We start from the raw sequence: 19,881 nt of genomic DNA, 5'->3' as shown, positions 1-19,881 counted from the left end.
AACTTAGGTTACTCAATATATTATTATGAATATGTTTATTTTTTAATAAACTGGCAAGCATTCATACTTCGGGTTTCATTTATATTTCTTATCTGGTATTCAACGAACCTCCCCTTTTGCCCCTGAGAAAACGAGAGAATTAACTATCGTGATAGATAAAAAACCATCGTTTAAAATATAAAAACCGCCTGCATAAAGTGACAACCTTATATTAGACACTTCATACAGACGGCTTTTAAGCCACAATGTTAGCGTTATTTATACTGATTTAATGACTGCATCCACCAGCAGCCTGACAATATTCGTATTCCAAAGTGTCAGGGTCGGGGCCATCAGAGCACTCATCGCTAGATGCTGGCCACAACTTACCTTCCTCAGCAACAGTGCCCGCAGATACAGACATAATCCCCACCAGCAGTAAGCTTCTTAGTATATCTTTCATCGGTATATCCTCCTTGATTTACCGTCAAATCGGCATGAATGATATTGACGGTTGATTTTACTGTTGCTTATAAAAGCAGCAGCCCACCTGATAATTGATTCCGTCCGTTCAATTATCAATCAAGTAAGTTGATTCGTTTAACTCTTGTTGATAATGATTATTATTTTTACTCATTTTATGCCGTAACAAGCCAAACCTTATATACCCATACTATTAAAGCTGGCACTCACGAAGACTCTATTTAATAATTAACTTATTAACTTATTAACTTATTAACTTTTTAACTATTTAACTATTTAATAGAGTAAAACTTGCCCCTAACCTCAGATTAAACTCAACAGTCTAAATACGATCCTAGCCGGTAGCCGCGTTGTTCAATTGCCTGTCTTAATTGCGGTGAGGTGAGCACATCTAATTCGGCCAGTCTTGGGTAACAGTATCCGCTGGTCATGAGGATTTGATCAATAAATGCCGGGTGGCACATTATTTCAAGTGAATTAATCTGGTGTTGCTGTGCGTAATCCAATAATTTTAAAAATGATTGTTTCGATAAATCCTCTCCATAAAAACCGGCATCAAACCACTCTGTGCTGCGCGGTTCATTGAGCACAATGCCTTGCTGCTGTACTTCATTACGATCGACGCGCAACGCAACCCCTTTTTCGCGGGCGAATGACTCAATCAGCGGATAAATCTGTGGCAACATATGAACATGGTGATGGCTATCAATATGCGTGGGTAAGCGGCCAAAAACAGTGACAAATTTATCAAACTGTGCGGCCAGTTCCTGGGCGATTTCATCCAGATTCAACTCACCAGCGTCAGCCCGTTGCCACAACCATTTACCCAATTCTCCCTTAGCATCAACCAAAGAAGGCATGACCGTTAGTGGTTGGCCATAGGTCAAAACAAAGTGCATTCCCACAGGTAAATCAGGATTTTGTTTGCTGAGTTCTGCGGCGTGATAAATCGCCGTACAGTTCATCATTGCCGTGGTTGAAGAGACAATACCATTGCGGAATGCTTCAATAATCCCATAACTTTGGCCTTTGCAGAGGCCAAAATCATCGGCATTAACAATAAGTAACTTTTCCATTGAGGGTGCCTCATAAGCCTATTAAGACGATAAATCTTTGGCCAAGCTAATCGGATAATCCCTCTCTAACACAGTTGAATTTCTTGCGATAATTCCCCGGCGTAAAAGAGGTCAGTTTTTTAAAGTTTTTAATAAATAAAGTGGTATCGCTGTAACCCGCGTCGAAGGCAATATCCGAGACAAAATAGTTCGTCATTTCAAGCTGAGTTTTAGCAAAATTGATTCTGATTTCATTGATAATCTGCATCGGCGTTTTTTGGTAATAACGCCGAGTAGCACGAGTAAGGTACTCTTGAGTTTTACCAGACAGCTCAATCATATTCACTAGCGCTTTCTCGCCAAACATCGACTTGTCATGCATTTTATCGATGCTGTTTTTCAGCCACTGCGGAATGTCATCGTTGACATCACTCTCTTTATAATGGCTGATGCGGTTAGTGACATAAAAGGTCAGTAATTCAACCAGTTCACTCAGCTCATCTTCTCTAAAGTGCGGAGCAGAAATAGCCGATTCGATATAAGAAAGAAAATCACCTTTTAGGCGATACGCTTGTGAAGCAACAATAGGTCTGGAGAGCAGATGAGAAAAGTGTTCTTCAAAGAAGTTTTTCCTGATCCCAACGTTTAAAATTCGCGTCGCACCAAAATCATAGAAACTTTGATGGTGGGAACCCATCGGAATAAAAACGAAATCACCGCGTTCTAAGAAGACCCGCTTACCGTTAATTTCCTGATAACACATGCCCGTTAATATCAGAGTATATTCATAATAATCATGTTGATGTAAGCCGGTCGCACTCTCCGTTTTATTATAAATAAACAGATGGAATTCTTTTCCGTTAAAAAAGTCTTTTTCACGAACTAATCTGACTTCCATCTTATTTACCCTCACTCATTCATCTAAAACAATGGATATTCACGCTGGAGGATCAGTCTATCTTTTGGTGCAATTCAATCAACTCCGCAATTAACTCTCTGGCTAACATCGCATTCATTAAATGATCTTGTGCGTGCACCAGTACCAAGGTGACTCTGGTTTTGCCTTCGCCTTGGTCAGCTTCAATAAGCTGAGTCTGTACCAAGTGCGCTTCATTCAGTGCTTGACGTGATTGTGCCATCAGTTCCTCAGCTTGAACAAAGTCACCCGTTTTGGCATGTTTTAATGCTTTGTAAGCTAAACTGCGAGCTTGCCCAGCATTAATAATTAGCCCCATAACCACATCTTCCAGCTCATCAGTGGGCTGTGCATCATCAATAATTTTATCTAAGTCAAACATACGGTTACTCCAATTAATTAAAGCCGTTTTGTCTGGTAACATCTGCAAACCAATAGCCACTTTTCTTTATGACTCTCGACTGATCTGTGATATTTAACCGGACTAATCCATAGCGATTTTTGTAGGCATTGAGCCAAGACCAGCAATCAATAAAGGTCCATAGATGGTAGCCTTTGCAGTTGCTCCCCTCTTGTAATGCCTGATGCAACCATTTTAGATGGTCGCGAATAAATTCAATGCGATAATCGTCATTAACTTGCCCCGATGGCGCGAGAAATTGCTCTTCGCCCTCAACACCCATGCCATTTTCGGAGATATAACAGGGGATATTGCCATAATTCTGTTTCAGGTTAATCAGAATGTCATATAACCCTTTTTCATAAATTTCCCAGCCGCGATGAGGGTTAATTTTCCGCCCTGGCATTTGATAGAAACTGAATAAATCTTCCGGTGTTTTCACTTGCTCCGGCGGAGTTGGAGTATCTTTCGCCTGTACTCTTCTTGGCTGATAATAGTTAACGCCCAGTAAGTCGATGACCCCTGTAGCGATGAGTTGGCAATCACCGGATTCAACTTGCGGGAGTAGATCATATTCGCGCAGTAATGCAATAAGTTCCTCGGGATAAACACCTTTTGTGACAGGGTCGAGGAAACTACGGTTAAGCAATAAGTCGGCTCGATTAGCCGCCACCAAATCTGGCGAACTGTCCGAGTGAGGGTAGGTTGGGGTAAGGTTTAAAATGATACCGATCTCACCGCCCTGCTCCATTTTCCGGTAATTTTCTACTGCTTTGGCATGCGCCAACACACTGTGGTAGGCCACAGTGACTGCGCGTTTGAAATCAACCACACAAGGGTAATGCAGGTCATTCAGATAGCCGGCCTCAACCGGTACAATCGGCTCATTAAAGGTAAACCAGTGTTTTACTCGGTCACCAAACAAGGTAAAGCAGATTTTGGCATAGCGCGCATAGGCATCCACCACTGCTCGGCTTTCCCAGCCCCCTTTCTCTTGCATGCACAGCGGCATATCAAAATGGTAAAGGTTGATAAAAGGTGTAATGCCATTCGCTAATAAGGAATCAATGACCGCGTTATAAAAAGTGACCGCTTTAGGGTTCAACTCGCCGTCACCACTTGGAATCAGTCTCGACCATGAAATCGACGTCCTGAATGTGTTATGTCCCAGTTGTTTTAACAGCAAGATATCCTGCTGGTAATTATCGTAAAAGGTGGAGGTGTTTTCCGGGCCAATTTGTCCATGAAAACGTTCGGGTGTAATATCATACCAATAATCGAAGATGTTCTTGCTCTTGCCATCCTGCAATGACGCCCCTTCAGATTGGGTTGCAGAAGTGGCGCTACCCCACCAAAAATTATCGGGAAATTGATATTTCACTCCGACCTCCAACCTTATACGTTCAATAGGGTTAACAATTAGAATTTCAAGCTATCGGCTATCTCTTCTTCACTTTGAACTTCACGGTCTATCTCGTTTTGTGCTTTGTTGGCGATAATCACAAACGGCAGATAAATCAATGTGGCAATCCCTAGGTTGAACAGACTTAACAGCATGGCAGCAATACTGCCGTTAGTATTAAAGAAAGCGCCCAAGCCGACTGGCATGGTCCACGGCGCAATATTGGTAATCGGTGGAATAAACCCTGTGTAATAGGCAATCGAGGTGATAATGGCTAAAACGGGTTGAACCAGAATAAATGGAATAAAGAATAGTGGATTCATTATGACCGGCAGGCCGAACAAGATAGGCTCGTTAATCTGGAACACACTCGCGGGTGCCCCCAGTTTTGCTACCTGACGATAATCTTCACGGCGGGAGCCGATAAAGATAGCAATAACCAAGCCAAGTGTTGCCCCAGTTCCCCCCAAGAAGATGTAGGAGTCAACGAAAGGTTTAGCCCACATGTGGAACTCTTTGCCCGCAGCCAATGCCGCAGCAACAGAGCCATACTGGGTATACGTTGCCACGTTCTCCAGCGCAAATGGCATCATAATGCCGCTTTCCAATGCAGATAACGCCATCGCGCCGTGAATCCCGAAGAACCACAACAATGAAGAGCACATGACATACACCCAACCCACCACACTGCCCATTTTCGACAGCGGAGCTGAAATGGTGTCCATGATGATCTGGTGGAAGTTGGTGCCATGCAATCCCAGAGAATAGGCAATCACACCCATGATGGAAAGGATGATAAAGCCGGGGATCAGAGCAGAGAACGAGCGAGAAACAGAAGTTGGCACACTGTCCGGCAGGCGGATAACCCAGTTACGCCGCACGATAAAGGCAAAGACCTCAGCAACCACTAAGCCAATGATGATACCCGAAATAATATTCGCCCCACCCAACCAGTTGGCACCGACGGCATAGGCATCACCAACACTGTATGGCGTCACTGTCATAAAGGCGGCAATGGCCAGCAAGGCAGACGCCAGTGGGTCGACTCTTTTCTCCTCAGCCAAGGCCATACTGATGAAGAATGGCGTCATTAATGACATGATGCCAAGAGTACCGTTATAAACGTTACCGCCTATCGCTTTAAAACCATTGAGGGTCGTGATGGTATCAGCATCCAAACGGACACCCATCGAGAAGAAGAATGACCCTTCACCAAAACTCAAGAACACGTTATTGATAAGCACGAACATGGCACCCGTCAGGGTTAACGGCATCAGCCGGATAAACCCATTCTTGATGGCATTAATATGTTGCTGTTTGCCAATCTTAATGGCGAAGGGCAATATGACCCTTTCCAGAGAATTAATAAATGCGCTCACAGTGCTCCCCTTATTGTTTTGCTTTTTTTATTGCAGCAACAGCAGCTTTTAACACCCCTAAACCATCGACTTTGCCGTAAAGGATTGAGTCGATCACTTCCACGGGTTTGTTAGGGAACATTTTGGTTACTTCTGGCAACATGTAGGCAATTTGCGGCCCTAATAGGATGACATCGGCTTCCTTACCATGTTGTGCCGCCAATGCTTCCGGGTAAGCATTGATGACGACGGGCACTTCATACTTCTCTGCCTGAACTTTCATTTTGGAAACCAGTAGCGAGGTAGACATACCAGCAGAGCAAAATAAGTAAATTTTTTTCTTTTCCATACCCAACACCTTTTGAGGTTCAAAAGACACAAGTTATTCATATGCCAGTGCAATGGTGAATTCCCTTTATCTGTACTTTATCGTGCCCCTTGCCCAGCTCCATTGTTTCTGGTTGTCGGCAGTATACGGAGTTGACAGACAAGCCAGTAATTCGAGCACCTCTATAATCGTCTCTTATTGACTTTTCATATTGACGCCCTTCACATTTCTCATCGATTACAATGTGATGCTTATCGCAAAATGATTATTTTTTTGCTCGGCGAATTAAGTTTAATTCATTTGTATTTCATATGGTTAGTTTTTATTTACCTATTACTACGCAACAGAATAAAACCGTAAAAATGAATTGAAATAGATGCAAGGATAAATTAGAGAATCTTATTGGTTTGATAATCGTTTCATCCAAACTTTTCCGCTTTTTATCATAATTTTGCGCCGTGACTTTATTCGTGGAGCGAAGTGCATATGCTCAATAAGTTTCGAGTTGCAGGTAGGTGACAACCGCATTCACTCAAGGAACTAAGATAGTTCAATAGCTTGAGTGAATGATGGCAGCCAATCCTTCTGTGGCTTAAAAGACAGCGGGTATAGCCACATTGTTAATATCACGTTCCCTATAGAACCCCCTCAATGCCACATATTTTAGAACCGGAAATAGCCGATTCTCGGTTAATACTCTATGGTTAACAGGTGTTTACGTATTTATGGAGTGAATGATGACGCTATTCGGAAATAGAACACCGATCTCTCGCCCAACATTGCCGTTAATTAAAATGCTTTTACTCAGTGTATTTATCTCAACAGCCACGATTGCCGCTACGACCCCCACGGTGACGGTAACTGAATTGCAAGATGGGTTAGACCACCCTTGGTCACTGGCTTTTTTGCCTGATGATGGGGGAATTTTGATCACTGAACGCTCTGGACAATTGCGCTTGTGGCAGCAAGGAAAACCACTATCGGCGCCCATAAAAGGAGTGCCCACGGTATATGCCAAGGGACAAGGCGGCCTATTGGAAGTGGCATTATCTCCCAAATTTGCCCAAGACCGCCGTGTCTACCTCAGCTTTGCTGAAGAAGGCAAAGACGGTAAGGCAGGTACTGCGGTAGGTTATGGACGCCTCAATCCTCAGGCTACCGCCATCGAAAACTTTACCGTTTTTTTCCGCCAGCAGCCTAAATTGTCGACCGGTAACCACTTTGGTGGGAAATTAGCTTTTGATAAGCAAGGCCATCTTTTCATAACCTTAGGGGAAAATAATCAGCGCCCCACGGCTCAGGATCTGAGCTTGTATCAAGGTAAAATCGTGCGTCTGACTCTTGATGGTAAAGTGCCGAAAGATAATCCTTTCGCCAATAAATCGCCGGCAAGAGCCGAGATTTGGTCTTATGGGCATCGAAATCCACAAGGATTGGCGCTCAACCCATGGAGTGGAGTGATGTGGTCCAATGAACACGGGCCGAAAGGCGGTGATGAAATAAATATCCCGATGGCAGGGAAAAACTATGGCTGGCCACTGGCAACACATGGGGTGAATTATTCAGGCCTCGCCATCCCTGAAGCCAAAGGCACCCATGTAGATGGCACTGAGCAACCCGCATATTACTGGGAAGTATCGCCCGGGATCAGTGGGATGGCATTCTACGACGCCACGCGTTTCCCCGCTTGGCAACATTCGTTGTTTATCGGCGCATTGGCTCAGAAAGAGTTGATTCGCTTGCAGTTGGATGACAATAAAGTGATTGCAGAGGAGCGCTTGTTGGCGGATCGCGGCGAACGTATCCGTGACGTGCGCATCGGGCCAGATGGCTATGTTTATCTGCTAACAGATGAGAGTGACGGTAAATTATTGAAAGTAGGCCTAGCTCCGAAAGAATAATCCCTGTACCTGTCAACAAAAAGCCGGAGACACCTCCGGCTTTTGTTTTATGACAAATACTCGCTCTGCAACCCAAAGGTTGCAGAATAATTAGCGATCAGATGAAGCCTGCCACAAGTTAAGTTGCCCATCGGTAACATGCTGATCAATCGCACGTAACTCTTCCGCTGTGAAACTGAGATTATCGAGTGCGGCACAGTTTTCCACAAGCTGCTCTGGACGGCTGGCCCCAATCAAAACTGACGTCACGCGGTTATCCTTCAACAACCAGCTTAATGCCATTTGTGCCAGTGATTGCCCACGTTGGGTGGCTAATTCATTGAGCAGCTTGATGCTGCGCAAATTGGCCTCTGACAACATATTTTCTTTTAGCGAACCACCCGCTTCTTTCTTCATCCGCGAATCATCAGGGATGCCATTGAGGTATTTGCCGGTTAGCAACCCTTGCGCCAGTGGGGTAAAAGCAATACAGCCAACACCGTGCTTATCCAAGGTGTCTAATAGATTCGTCTGCTCAACCCAACGGTTAAGAATATTGTAAGAAGGCTGATGGATCAGCAGTGGAATCTTCCATTCTTGCAATAACGCCACCATTTGGGCGGTTCGTTCAGAAGAGTAGGACGAAATCCCTACATACAACGCTTTACCGCTTTGCACTGCTTGAGCGAGTGCCGATGCAGTTTCTTCCATTGGCGTGTTTTCATCAACGCGGTGGGAATAGAAAATATCCACATAATCCAACCCCATGCGCTTTAAGCTTTGATCTAGGCTAGCCAGCAGATATTTCCGTGAGCTTCCCGCCCCATAGGGACCGGGCCACATGTTATAGCCGGCTTTGGTCGAGATGATCAGCTCGTCACGATAAGGTTTAAAATCGTCTTGCAGCAACTTACCAAAATTTTGCTCGGCGGACCCCGGTGGGGGGCCATAGTTATTCGCTAAATCAAAATGAGTAATTCCCAGATCAAAGGCTTTGCGCAGTAACGTCCGTTGTGATTCTAATGTGTTGTTAAAACTAAAGTTATGCCAAAGCCCTAGCGATAATGCTGGAAGCTGCAAGCCACTTTTTCCACAAAAACGATATTGCATCTGGTTGTAGCGGGAAGGATCTGCGTTGTAAGGCATGATGGCTTCTGTCTCCATTTATCGTATTTTTGAAACGGCATTTCTATTTTAGCGCCATCCTTCGCCTTTGAAAGTGATCCCTTCGAACATTTCTAACATTATTTGTACTACAATTATGTTTACTCTGATGAAGGGTCATTGAGGGGCTTTGTTATGACGGCAATTGACGTTATGTGGGTAGGGCTTGGTGGCGGCATCGGATCACTTTTGCGATGGTGGATAGGGCTAGGTGTTGGCAAGCTATATAAAGGTAATTTCCCTCTAGGGACTTTTCTAATCAATATTTCCGGTGCATTTGTTATTGGCTATCTGAGTATTCTTTTCAGTGTTGACTGGCGTGATCGCTACGGCGATTTGATGAATGCCGCAGTATTGACCGGTATTTTAGGTGGCTATACCACATTCAGCAGTATGCAATTAGATGCAGCAAAACTGGCGACTGCCCGAGGCAGAGCAATAGCTGCCGGATATCTGATTATTTCTGTATTAGTTGGCCTCGCGGCGGCGGCATTCGGTGCCTGGCTGGCTTATTAAGCAGAAACGGTTTTATTAATCGGAGAGAATTATTATGCCGAATCTTATTATTTTAGTTTTTGTGGGCGGTGCCTTTGGTGCCATGTGTCGCGAATTTATTATGCTATCAGTACCGAGACTGGCCGATGGCTTCCCTATGGATATTTTTGCAGCCAATATCATCGCCGCATTTTTATTAGGGCTGACCACCTCTTTCTTTAAGAACGGTAAAATTAACCAATACGTCCATCTGATGGTTGGAACAGGGATCATGGGTGGTCTTTCAACATTTTCCAGCTTTGTATTTGGTGCCGTTGAAATGATGAAAACCCCAAGTGAAGTTTTAGTCTCGATCTGCTATCTGGTCGCCAGCCTGATTGTTGGTTTTATTGCCGTTGAATTGGGTTTAATGGTCGGCCCTAAAGAAAAGCCTAAAGCGCCGCAAGCCACCACTGAATAATGTTGCCTTAGTGAAAAATAGAGATGGAAACACCCTCATATAGAGGGTGTTTTATGCTTTGTGATCAACAAGATGGGTGCAAGCCAACGAGTATAAAGTCAGTCTAATTTCTGGCAGTTACCAAAAAACATCTCTGTAATCAGTTCATTATTAATGGTATCGCCATTCAACGTTCTGACCAGCAGTTCACTGCCTAATAATGGCAGAGAGAAGACCATGCTAGGTTCAACACGTTTTACTTTCTTCATGTTCTCGGTTTCATTGACTAATGCTAGCGTTTTGGTGGACTCACCAGCTATCTCTTTAGCAGCCAAAATAGTGAAAGCATTGTCTGCATCACTGTCACACAGCGCGATAATATATTTCGCTTTGTCGGCCCCCGCTAATTTCAGTGTTGCAACGGAAGAAGGGTCACCCTCGATAATATCTGCATCTGAAGGGAAACTGTGCTGGCTACCAACAGCACAAACCACAGTGACTTCATCGCCACGATCACGCAGACCGTTATACACATTTAGCGCCAGAGAACTGGTCCCCACAATAATAAAATGATTTTTACGTTCCACGTCAGAAACCCTACCTTTAACTATACGTTTGATATTATTACTGATCATTGGCCCGGCAATAGAAGAAACGGAAGCAGCAAAGACAGTAATACCGGAAATAATCACCGTAAGCGTAAACATCCGTGCCAACGTGGTATGCGGGATAATATCCCCGAAACCGACAGTTGACATACAAACAATGGCGAAATAGAAGGCTGTTGGTAAATCCGTCACTACAGGGGCAAATTCATCACCCATGTAAAGTGTGCCCAGCATGCTATAAACGATCAGGGAAGCAATACTGACAATAGCAAAAAACGTCCCGCTGGCGAGGCTGTGATAATTAAATTTCCGCCAATAAAATATCAAGGCGACAATAATCACAATGGAATAAGTCGTCAGTGTGTTGTGATCTTTTAGAATAAAGATATTGATAGAGACAATGGTAAATAACAGCAACACGGTGAAAAACCAAGCAATACGGGTTTTCATCGACAAAGCAACAGCCATCAATATCAAGACCAACCCGATCATAAATCGTGGTATTTCAAATAACTCAAGAAAACTTAGCGCCTCCTTCCAGGTACTAAAATCGTTTGTTGTGCCGGCAAAATGAGAAATAGCCCTGAAAAGTACGGGGCTTAAAACCAGATACCCATTAATTGCCACCAGAATAGCCAGACAATGCGGTATAGAGAACCTAGATTTAATTTCCTGTAATATTTTCATCAATAGAGTGACTAAAATTGTTATAGGTGAATTAAGTATAGATAGAAATCCAGATAGTTCATGATTAAATTCAATTATTTTTGATAAAAATCAAACGATAAACTTCATGTGAATTAAATAGAATAATGACATTTATAGTCATCTAATATTAACGCTAAGTAATCAAATTAAAGATGATGTTATTTCCTTGTTTGATGAATATATTTCTTTAAAGCTATTTTTACACCGTGTAAAGCTATGTATACTGAATGGAACGCAAAATAATAAAATTAATTATTGGCATTAATAAAATTTATAACTAATAATATAGCTGCGCTCCAGCACATAATAACGCTGGAGTCATCATACCTGAGTGATATTTATCACCCTTAATTTAAGGCTGTGGTTTTTTAACAGACAAATAAGGAAGTAAGCATGTCCTACAAATCACTTCGTAATATTGCATTGACTGGTTTATTGCTTTCCGCTGCCGCAACGACTTTTGCAGCTACCCCGACAACCACTAGCGCAACGGGGACTACCCCGAGTGATATGACCTGCAAAGAATTCCTGGACTTGAATCCTAAGTCATTAACTCCGGTAGTGTATTGGGTATTAAATGATGATACTCAATATAAGAAAGGCGATTATGTTGATTTTCAAGAAACAGATACTATCGTGACACCAAAAGTGGTCGAAGTGTGTAAAAAATCGCCTGAAAGTAAACTGTCTGAAATGAAACAAGACATTTTAAACTTCGCGAAAAAACATCATATGTAATCTGAAAAGATCAATATGATAAATAAGGCACTCATTTATGAGTGCCTTATATTTTTTACGATAAAAAATTAACCACTAATACTCAACTTATCATAACCACGGACATAATAATTAACGGCAGAAACTAACCAACACAGTATGAACATTCCAATAATCCAGTAACCTATCTCACCTAGGTTCTCACTGATGTTATTTATTGGCGTCCAAATCCCGCCGGTCAAATTAAGTTTACCTGCAATTAACCCTAAAGCCTCTATCCCGCCAATAAAGAAAGCGATAATAACTGAAGCTGCCGTGATAGTAATATTATAATACAGTTTTCTTACCGGTTTAGAGAAAGCCCAACCATAAGCACCAATCATCACAAAATTATCAAGTGAATCAATCAAAGCCATCCCGGCTGCAAATAAAATCGGGAATACCATTATTGACCACAAATTCATCCCATGACTTGCGCTGGCAGCAGAGATCCCTAATACACCTATTTCAGTGGCGGTATCAAAACCTAAGCCAAATAAAAAACCAACTGGATACATATGCCAGCTTTTATTGACCATATTGAATACCCGCCGAAAAACTCTGGCGAGAACGCCCCCATTATTCGTCACCAACAGATCAAGCTCGTCATCTTTATAGACATGCCCCGCTTTAACCTGCTTAAACTTTTTATATACTGAAATCAGTATGGTTAAATTAAGAAAAGCAAACAACAACAAAAATACCGACGAAACTAGGGTGCCAATCAATCCCCCAGTTTCATGGAACCACTCCATATTATTTTTAAATGCCATTGCGGTTGCCGCAATGGCCAATGAGGCCAATATTACGATAGTCGAGTGACCAAGTGAGAAAAATGTTCCGACCGCAATCGGTGTTTTCCCCTGCTGCATCAGTTTGCGGGTGACGTTATCAATGGCAGCGATATGATCTGCATCTACGGCATGGCGCAAGCCAAAGCTATAAGCCAGAAACGCCATCCCCATCAATACCGCATTGTTATTAAATTCGGTGAAAGCCCAAACCCATGCCAGCCCATTAACTACCAGCAGACCAATCAGCAAGTAAATCGCGCGACGCTTCGTTTGCGGATCACCAAAAGCGCTGCGCTTCTCTATTCCAGTCGTCATATTCGTGCTCCAGAATAAAACCGCTATTGTCTATGTGCTGGCATCACATCTTTATTCGGCACCAGGAATAACCATGAGGCCAGAACAAACGGCATCGTCAAAGTAGGAATACCAACAGGCGCCAATAAGATATTTAGAGCGCCTTGTACGATCACCGTAAAAATAACGCCGATGATGGTATAAGCCAAAACACGCCAACTGGGTTTATTAAATGTCGATCCCAGAGCGATAGCTGTTAGCACGGCACTGAAAGCATAAAGCCCGGTATCAATACTGGCAGGGTCTGCACCAAGGAATATGGCAGTGAAAAGTGCCAGTAGCGAGCCACCCATTGCAAATACCGCTGCCCAAAGTGATTCTACCGCCAGCCCAATGACAAAAATAATGCCACCAATCAAGCTACTGAGTAAGAAGACTTCGGAAATACCATTAAACATGCTGACGAAAATATTACCCGCAACAGGGACCCCGGCATCCAAAACAAATGAATGAGGCAGTGCTGGTGCTGGCAATCCGTTACTCTGCAGACCGGCAAAAGCGTAGCTGGCCAGTAATATTATCCAAGTGGTGAGAACAAAAGGAGCCGTTAACGCCGCCACTTTCCACGTTTTTAAAATATCAGCAATACAAGCCATCACAATCACTGACACAATGCTGCCTAAGACAATACAAGCCCAAACTACCGGTGTAGTAACCAAAAACGTGGGTAATGCCGCACCAACTAAGCACCCATTGTAGCCATATAGCCCCGAGCGCCATGATTTACGGTCACGCATGGTTAACCCGGTGAATGTGGCCACCACAGTGCCTAGCACACAACCATAAGCCACTGCCGGATTACCTTCACCATACGCGCCGACAAATATCGCAACAAAGAAGAATAAACCCGTCAACGGGTTATTCTGGAACATCACCTGAGCACAGCCACGCAACGTTGTGTCGATAAATTCAATGAAAACATTTGAAGCACTGAGTTGTGCCCAGCCGGATAGGTTGCCCGTTTTCGCATTCATTATTTTATCCTTCTTACTTGAAGTCGCAGCGGTGTTCGCTGCACTCATTCCCCGAATCACTGACTGATATCAGTTCATCGAGAGTCTCTCGTTTGCTGCCTTGCTGCACTCATTCCCTGAATCACTTACTGCTGTAGCGATAAGTGACTACAACAGCAAGTGGCATTAGGTGACACCTAGCGCCATAAGAATTTTTCCGGCAATGTAATGCCGAGAATCTCCTCACGGGCTATCTTCCAAAACTGACGGATTTCAGCTTTTACTCCCGCACTGTCAATACCCAGTGCTTTAAACACTAAACCGCAGTCATTCGGTAAGCGAGTCGCCCCACTGGCAATCCCGCCCTTAATATCAAAATGTGCAGGTACGCGTGCCAGAATGCGGTCGTGATGCTCTTTAGGTGTTAATAAAATCACATTGCCAAACGCATCGAATGATTGCATTACACCAATGGCATCCAGACTTTCAGACTTCGGTTCCAACACATACTTCTCAACAAACAGCTCTCTACCTTCCAAATTGTGCGCGGCCACGCGTGAGGAATAGACATCAAAACCAAAACGCTCATCCTCATGGTGATATTTACGCCCTGACATCAATACTTCGGAATAAATCGCCGTTGCCGTAGGGTGAATATGAATGGTGGTATCCGTAATAAAGCGGGAATTACGATGTGGGATCAGAGGGTCTGGCATAAACTCCAGATAGCCCCCCTCTTCCACCGTAAAATTCTGGATCTGGGAAGCATAGTTCGCATTCATCATGTGAACTTTGGTCGCTGATTGTGTGGTGACATGAGCGCAAGCCCCTGCCTCTACCAGCACATCAGTGGCCAGCCGGTCGCCTTGTAAAATACAACCCGATGTTGAAATCATGGTGACACAAGGTAATTCCGGCATTTCTTCATCCCAGTACAACGCCTTTTGCACCAATGAGGGCACACGTCTTTCCATTTCCGCCAAAATACTGCGATGCTCACGTTTGGCGAATCTCAATTTGAGATAGCCACTTTTTCCTACTGCCCCGCTACGCATTTGCGCCGGTTCGTCCTGATATTTCGCTAGTTCCGGCGCGTTAACACCTAATGCGTGAGCACGAACCCGTGAAGGAGTTTCCACGATATTCTGGCTCTGAGATGTCATGCATGCTCTCCTTGCGGTTGTACGTGAGTAAACAAGAAGTCGCGCATAATCATGTCCACCAGTTCCTCAATACCTTGTCCAGTTTTGCAGTTGGTCAGGATATAAGGGCGATCACCGCGCACCACTTTAGTATCACTTTCCATTACATCCAGGCTGGCACCAACATATGGGGCAAGGTCGATTTTATTGATAACCAAAATGTCAGCCTGAACCAAGCCAGGGCCATTTTTTCGTGGGATTTTTTCACCTTCAGCCACGTCGATAACATAGATATAGAAGTCGGCCAACGCAGGGCTGAATGTCAGTGTCAGGTTGTCACCACCACTTTCAATCATGATAAGGTCGCTCTCGGGGAAGCGTTCTTCCATCTCTTCCACCGCCGCGATATTCATACTTGGGTCTTCGCGTACCGCCGTGTGCGGGCAGGCCCCCGTTTCCACCCCGAGAATTTTTTCTTCATCCAAGATGCCTTTCAGTGTGCGCTTCACCTGCTTGGCATCTTCAGTTGTCACGATGTCATTGGTAATAATCAGTGGCTTAATGCCCCGTTTAATCAAAATAGGGGTGATCACTTCAATGATGGCGGTTTTTCCTGAACCCACCGGGCCACCAATACCAATACGAGTTATCTTTTTGCGTTTGTCGGTTGAATGGCTATTCACGGGATAATCCTCTTAATTTTAATCTGATGTTGAGCCTGTACTCGGTTGGCAGAAAAACCCAGTACTCAGAATTCATTCTTATTAATTACTGAATAAGCGGACGTGCGCTTTTACATGCACCGCCGCTAGCACATCCACAATCGGGACATAAGAAGACATCTGTTCAATATCGCCAATTTCGGCAATATCACAGAACTTCTCAATATCATGATTTAATTCAAATAAAATATGCTGAGTGTCGAAATGGGTCACACGCATCAACCGCATCGCCGCACTTAATATTGTCATCGCCACACCATATTGATGCATGACGACCACCTCTCTCTGACCAATTCCCTGAGCGGCCATAACGATGGCCTGAGTCACTGGGTACGTCCCCGCGGTATTGCCATTTTTTATCTGTTCCAGCCACCAGCTGATCAGTGGGTGTTCCACCACATGAATTGACATCTCTGCCAATTTTTTCCCCATTCGGGTTGCCATCAGGCGACTTTCTTCATTTAACTTGCGGTTATTCACGGCCCAATCAGCACGGATGATACCGTCTCGGTCATCGGCCACCACCGCACGGTGAGCAGCGACAACCCCCATTCCATCGCAACTGGCAGCCTGCTTGAGTGCCGTCAACACAAAGCCTTTCAGTGTTGGCACATCATGAACAACCCCAGTTTGGATAGCCGATTCCACGCCATTGGAAAACGTAAAGGCCCCGACCGGCAGTACGGAATCACCAAACTGCATGATACGAATGAGATCTGATGCATTCATTGCGGTGCCTCCCTGCCGGATCAGTGTTTATGATCGTGGTCATGATCGCCGTGGCTGTGACCATGACTGTGGTCACCATCATGGCTATGCGAGTGCCCATCACCGTGAGAATGAATACCGTGAATATGTAAACCGGACCCATGAGGCTCATCCAAGGGGCTGGCTACATGAACATGGGTGTCAGTGTCTTCTGCACCACCAAATAACAACCGGGCTTCGGAGTTACTCAGCAATGGCAGAATTTCCGCTCCCTTAACAAAACGGAAAGGGAGATGCTGAAAACCGTGGGTTCTCATGACGGAATCCATCATGGTGGTCGCCACCGTCAAAGGTACATAGACCTCATTATTTTTAGTGACCGCCTTCCAGTGCTGATTGCCTAACGCGTGACCAAGCTCAAAACAGGTTTTAATCAGCTCATCCGGTGAACGGCTTTTCAGTTCGCTCAAATCAATGACCATGACATCGCGCAAATTGATCTGTACCACTACCGCGACATTGGTTTTTTCATCCCATGCCAGCACATCACCATCAGCAAGAACAACGTGTCGGTCGAGAGAAATACCGAGATCCAGACCTTGGGTACTGGATTTACGGCAGCGGCTTTTTTGCGCTTCCCGTTGATCCAAGACCAAGAGATCAAACGTGGCATCTTTGAGCTTCGCCTGCCAAACCGGATCTTTTTTCACATTGCCAAGAATGTGCTCTATCAAAATCATGTTATTTATTCCTTGCGTTTGTCAGTTGCCCACAGTAATGAAATCCTTTTCTGTGTCATTCATCCCAGCAATTGTTGATCGCCCCATCCAAGAGCCAGATGACACTTACCATGGGCAAGCTGAATGCTTAAACAAACTGGATTTGCGTCCAGACTCATCCATCAGCCAAAGAAGTAGCGCTGGTTCATTGACGCTGTATCAATAGGCTCACAGGTGGCATGCACGCCATCCACTTTCACCGCAAAGGTTTCAGGGTCCACTTCAATGTTTGGTGTTTGGTCATTACGCACCAAGTCATGTTTAGAAATGGTACGGCAGTTTTTAACCGCAATAACCTGACGGTCTAGCCCCGCTTTCTCTTTCACACCATCATCAAGTGCCGCTTGAGAAACGAAGGTGACGCAAGTGTCTTGCAGGGTTTTCCCCATTGCCCCAAACATTGGACGATAGAACACCGGTTGTGGGGTTGGCAGTGATGCGTTAGGGTCACCCATCGCAGCCCAGTTGATCATGCCGCCTTTGATAACCAGTTTAGGTTTGGCACCAAAGAAGCGCGGATCCCACAACACCAAATCGGCCATTTTGCCCACTTCGACGGAGCCAATAACATGACTGACACCTTGTGCAATAGCTGGGTTAATGGTGATTTTCGCTACGTAGCGCAGTACACGGAAGTTATCGTTACCCGCAGCATCTTCTGGCAATTTGCCACGTGATGCTTTCATCGCATTGGCTGTTTGCATAACGCGTAACCAGTTTTCCCCAACACGCCCCATGGCCTGTGAGTCACTGGAGAACATGGAAATAACCCCCATATCGTGCAGCACGTTTTCTGCGGCGATGGTTTCCGGACGTACACGGCTTTCAGCGAAGGAGACGTCGGCTGGCACATTCGGGTTGAGGTTATGACACACCATGATCATGTCAAACAGTTCAGCCTGACTATTGATACCGTATGGCAGAGTTGGGTTGGTTGAACTTGGCAGTACGTTAGGCTGGCTGGCTACGCGGATAATATCCGGCGCATGCCCCCCACCCGCACCTTCGGTATGGAAGGTATGAATAGTGCGGCCTTCAAACGCATCAATGGTATCTTCCACATAGCCGCATTCGTTCAAACTGTCGGTATGCACGGACACCTGAATATCCATTTCATCCGCCATTCTCAGTGAATGACGCAGGGCATTGGCCGTCGCACCCCAGTCCTCATGGACTTTAAAGCCCACAACACCGGCAATGGCTTGCTCCAATAGAGGACCACGTCCGTAAGAGTTCCCTTTACCCAAAATACCCACGTTAACTGGCAAGCCTTCGACAGAACGCAGCATTTGGCGAATATTCCATGGGCCAGGTGTTACCGTTGTGCCGTTAGTCCCATCGGTTGGGCCAATACCACCGCCGAAGAAGGTTGTTACACCGTTGGACAAGGCATGATAAGCCTGTTGTGGAGAGATTAAATGGATATGGGAATCGATGCCCGCTGCGGTGAGAATCAAATGCTCGCCTGAAATAGCATCGGTACTGACCCCTACCACCATACCCGGAGTCACGCCATCCATCACACCAGGGTTACCACTTTTGCCGATGCCGGCAATTTTGCCATCACGAATACCGACGTCAGCTTTAATCACCCCTAAACGGGCATCAACAATCGTGACGTTGGTTATCACTAAATCCAGTACACCGTTATCGCGGGTCAGATGGTTGTTCGCCCCCATCCCGTCACGCAGTGACTTACCGCCACCGTAAACTGACTCTTCACCATATCCACGCAGGTCTTTTTCGATTTCGATAAACAGATTGGTATCACCCAAACGTATTTTATCGCCAGTCGTTGGGCCAAATAGACCCGCGTATTCTTGCCGAGAAATTTGAGGCATCTGTCGCTCCTTTCTTTTTCCGGTGCGTGTAATGGGTTGCCTAATTACACGTATGCGAATTTCGATGATGTTTCATTGAGATAAGGTGTTATTTAGATGATGATTTGAAACCACGTGCAGCCGCACGGCGGATAGCTTCTAGCTTATCCGGGCGCTCACTATTAGGAACCACACCTTCACCGGTCCAGCCATCCACCAGGTTATTAAAGCCATACAGTGTTTGCTTACCACCGAAAGGAATTAGCGAAACTTCAGTTTCATCACCGGGTTCAAAACGGATTGCGGTTGTTGAAGAGATATTCAGTCTTTTGCCATAAGCCGCGGTACGATCAAATTCAAGTGCGCGGTTAGCTTCAAAGAAGTGAAAATGAGAACCGACTTGGATTGGGCGGTCACCCGTGTTGCGAACCTTCACTTTGGTCACGGGTTTATTCTCATTAAAGGTGATCGGCTCATCAGCTAAAATGCAACCACCAAGGGGCGTATTCTTTTCCGTTGTGCCTTTAGTATCAATGCCTTTAGTGCCTGTAGTGCCTGTAGTGCTAGTACCTTTTTTTGCGCTCATGCTTTAATCCTCTGCAATATTTAATTCAGGTTTTACTCGCATGTTGCCATCA

The 19,881-nt window shown here is 44.9% G+C and carries 21 protein-coding genes; 4 read left to right on the top strand and 17 right to left on the bottom strand.

Translation table 11 applies throughout. The annotated features are described in order from the left end of the window. Positions 1-268 precede the first annotated feature (268 nt). The 7 genes from HUZ92_RS19885 to HUZ92_RS19855 form a co-directional block, all read right to left on the bottom strand. On the bottom strand, positions 269-442 hold the full coding sequence (locus HUZ92_RS19885) for a hypothetical protein (protein ID WP_155409014.1): 174 nt from the start codon (positions 440-442) through the stop codon (positions 269-271). A gap of 334 nt (positions 443-776) precedes the next feature. Then, a complete protein-coding gene (gene chbG, locus HUZ92_RS19880; RefSeq protein ID WP_050295823.1) occupies positions 777-1,538 on the bottom strand; it encodes a chitin disaccharide deacetylase in 762 nt (253 codons plus the stop codon). A gap of 46 nt (positions 1,539-1,584) precedes the next feature. Then, positions 1,585-2,415: a transcriptional regulator ChbR gene (gene chbR, locus HUZ92_RS19875; RefSeq protein WP_050100868.1), complete on the bottom strand. Its 831-nt coding sequence runs from the start codon at positions 2,413-2,415 to the stop codon at positions 1,585-1,587. 52 nt (positions 2,416-2,467) lie between these two features. Next, positions 2,468-2,815 (bottom strand): PTS N,N'-diacetylchitobiose transporter subunit IIA, encoded by a 348-nt coding sequence (chbA, locus tag HUZ92_RS19870; protein ID WP_050295824.1) that lies wholly within the window; start codon positions 2,813-2,815, stop codon positions 2,468-2,470. A gap of 13 nt (positions 2,816-2,828) precedes the next feature. Further along, a complete protein-coding gene (locus HUZ92_RS19865) occupies positions 2,829-4,214 on the bottom strand; it encodes a glycoside hydrolase family 1 protein (RefSeq protein ID WP_145580014.1) in 1,386 nt (461 codons plus the stop codon). Positions 4,215-4,252: 38 nt separating this feature from the next. Continuing rightward, positions 4,253-5,614 carry a PTS N,N'-diacetylchitobiose transporter subunit IIC gene (gene chbC, locus HUZ92_RS19860; protein ID WP_050100870.1) on the bottom strand — a complete coding sequence of 454 codons (1,362 nt, stop codon included), beginning with the start codon at positions 5,612-5,614 and terminating at the stop codon, positions 4,253-4,255. Between the two features lie 10 nt (positions 5,615-5,624). Continuing rightward, on the bottom strand, positions 5,625-5,942 hold the full coding sequence (locus tag HUZ92_RS19855) for a PTS sugar transporter subunit IIB (RefSeq protein ID WP_050100871.1): 318 nt from the start codon (positions 5,940-5,942) through the stop codon (positions 5,625-5,627). A gap of 716 nt (positions 5,943-6,658) precedes the next feature. Between HUZ92_RS19855 and HUZ92_RS19850 the strand changes: the two genes are divergently transcribed. Continuing rightward, positions 6,659-7,822, top strand: coding sequence for a PQQ-dependent sugar dehydrogenase (locus HUZ92_RS19850; protein ID WP_145580034.1), 1,164 nt, complete (start codon positions 6,659-6,661; stop codon positions 7,820-7,822). Between the two features lie 90 nt (positions 7,823-7,912). On the opposite strand, the gene mgrA is transcribed toward HUZ92_RS19850, so the two are convergent. After that, positions 7,913-8,947 carry an L-glyceraldehyde 3-phosphate reductase gene (mgrA, locus tag HUZ92_RS19845; RefSeq protein WP_050100873.1) on the bottom strand — a complete coding sequence of 345 codons (1,035 nt, stop codon included), beginning with the start codon at positions 8,945-8,947 and terminating at the stop codon, positions 7,913-7,915. A gap of 153 nt (positions 8,948-9,100) precedes the next feature. Here mgrA and HUZ92_RS19840 point away from each other — a divergent pair, with 153 nt between their 5' ends. Continuing rightward, complete coding sequence (locus HUZ92_RS19840) at positions 9,101-9,481, top strand: fluoride efflux transporter FluC (protein WP_050100874.1); 381 nt, start codon at positions 9,101-9,103, stop codon at positions 9,479-9,481. 34 nt (positions 9,482-9,515) lie between these two features. After that, entirely contained in the window at positions 9,516-9,920 is a 405-nt protein-coding gene (gene crcB, locus HUZ92_RS19835; protein WP_050100875.1) for a fluoride efflux transporter CrcB, read from the top strand. Between the two features lie 98 nt (positions 9,921-10,018). Here crcB and kch read toward each other — a convergent pair whose 3' ends face one another. Beyond that, complete coding sequence (gene kch, locus HUZ92_RS19830; RefSeq protein ID WP_050100876.1) at positions 10,019-11,194, bottom strand: voltage-gated potassium channel protein; 1,176 nt, start codon at positions 11,192-11,194, stop codon at positions 10,019-10,021. A gap of 414 nt (positions 11,195-11,608) precedes the next feature. Between kch and hdeB the strand changes: the two genes are divergently transcribed. Beyond that, positions 11,609-11,953, top strand: a complete 345-nt coding sequence (gene hdeB / locus HUZ92_RS19825; protein WP_050100877.1) for an acid-activated periplasmic chaperone HdeB — start codon at positions 11,609-11,611, stop codon at positions 11,951-11,953. Positions 11,954-12,021: 68 nt separating this feature from the next. On the opposite strand, the gene HUZ92_RS19820 is transcribed toward hdeB, so the two are convergent. The 8 genes from HUZ92_RS19820 to ureB all read right to left on the bottom strand — a co-directional run bounded on the left by HUZ92_RS19820 (position 12,022) and on the right by ureB (position 19,829). After that, complete coding sequence (locus tag HUZ92_RS19820; RefSeq protein WP_050100878.1) at positions 12,022-13,080, bottom strand: HoxN/HupN/NixA family nickel/cobalt transporter; 1,059 nt, start codon at positions 13,078-13,080, stop codon at positions 12,022-12,024. A gap of 23 nt (positions 13,081-13,103) precedes the next feature. After that, the gene (yut, locus tag HUZ92_RS19815; RefSeq protein WP_050100879.1) at positions 13,104-14,093 is read right to left on the bottom strand and encodes an urea transporter; all 990 of its coding nucleotides are present in this window, start codon (positions 14,091-14,093) and stop codon (positions 13,104-13,106) included. Between the two features lie 176 nt (positions 14,094-14,269). Beyond that, on the bottom strand, positions 14,270-15,235 hold the full coding sequence (locus HUZ92_RS19810; RefSeq protein ID WP_050100880.1) for an urease accessory protein UreD: 966 nt from the start codon (positions 15,233-15,235) through the stop codon (positions 14,270-14,272). Then, positions 15,232-15,897: an urease accessory protein UreG gene (gene ureG / locus HUZ92_RS19805; protein ID WP_050100881.1), complete on the bottom strand. Its 666-nt coding sequence runs from the start codon at positions 15,895-15,897 to the stop codon at positions 15,232-15,234. Before ureG ends, HUZ92_RS19810 begins: the two co-directional genes overlap by 4 nt. 81 nt (positions 15,898-15,978) lie before the next feature. Further along, positions 15,979-16,665: an urease accessory protein UreF gene (locus HUZ92_RS19800; protein ID WP_050141221.1), complete on the bottom strand. Its 687-nt coding sequence runs from the start codon at positions 16,663-16,665 to the stop codon at positions 15,979-15,981. 20 nt (positions 16,666-16,685) lie between these two features. Continuing rightward, a complete protein-coding gene (ureE, locus tag HUZ92_RS19795; protein ID WP_050100883.1) occupies positions 16,686-17,384 on the bottom strand; it encodes an urease accessory protein UreE in 699 nt (232 codons plus the stop codon). A gap of 161 nt (positions 17,385-17,545) precedes the next feature. Beyond that, on the bottom strand, positions 17,546-19,264 hold the full coding sequence (locus tag HUZ92_RS19790) for an urease subunit alpha (RefSeq protein ID WP_050295827.1): 1,719 nt from the start codon (positions 19,262-19,264) through the stop codon (positions 17,546-17,548). An 88-nt stretch (positions 19,265-19,352) separates the two neighbouring features. Then, positions 19,353-19,829 (bottom strand): urease subunit beta, encoded by a 477-nt coding sequence (gene ureB / locus HUZ92_RS19785; protein WP_050100885.1) that lies wholly within the window; start codon positions 19,827-19,829, stop codon positions 19,353-19,355. Positions 19,830-19,881 lie beyond the last annotated feature (52 nt).

Origin of the sequence: Yersinia vastinensis, assembly GCF_902726565.1 — a bacterium.
GTDB lineage: Bacteria > Pseudomonadota > Gammaproteobacteria > Enterobacterales > Enterobacteriaceae > Yersinia > Yersinia vastinensis.
This window is presented reverse-complemented; position numbering and strand designations above follow the sequence as displayed.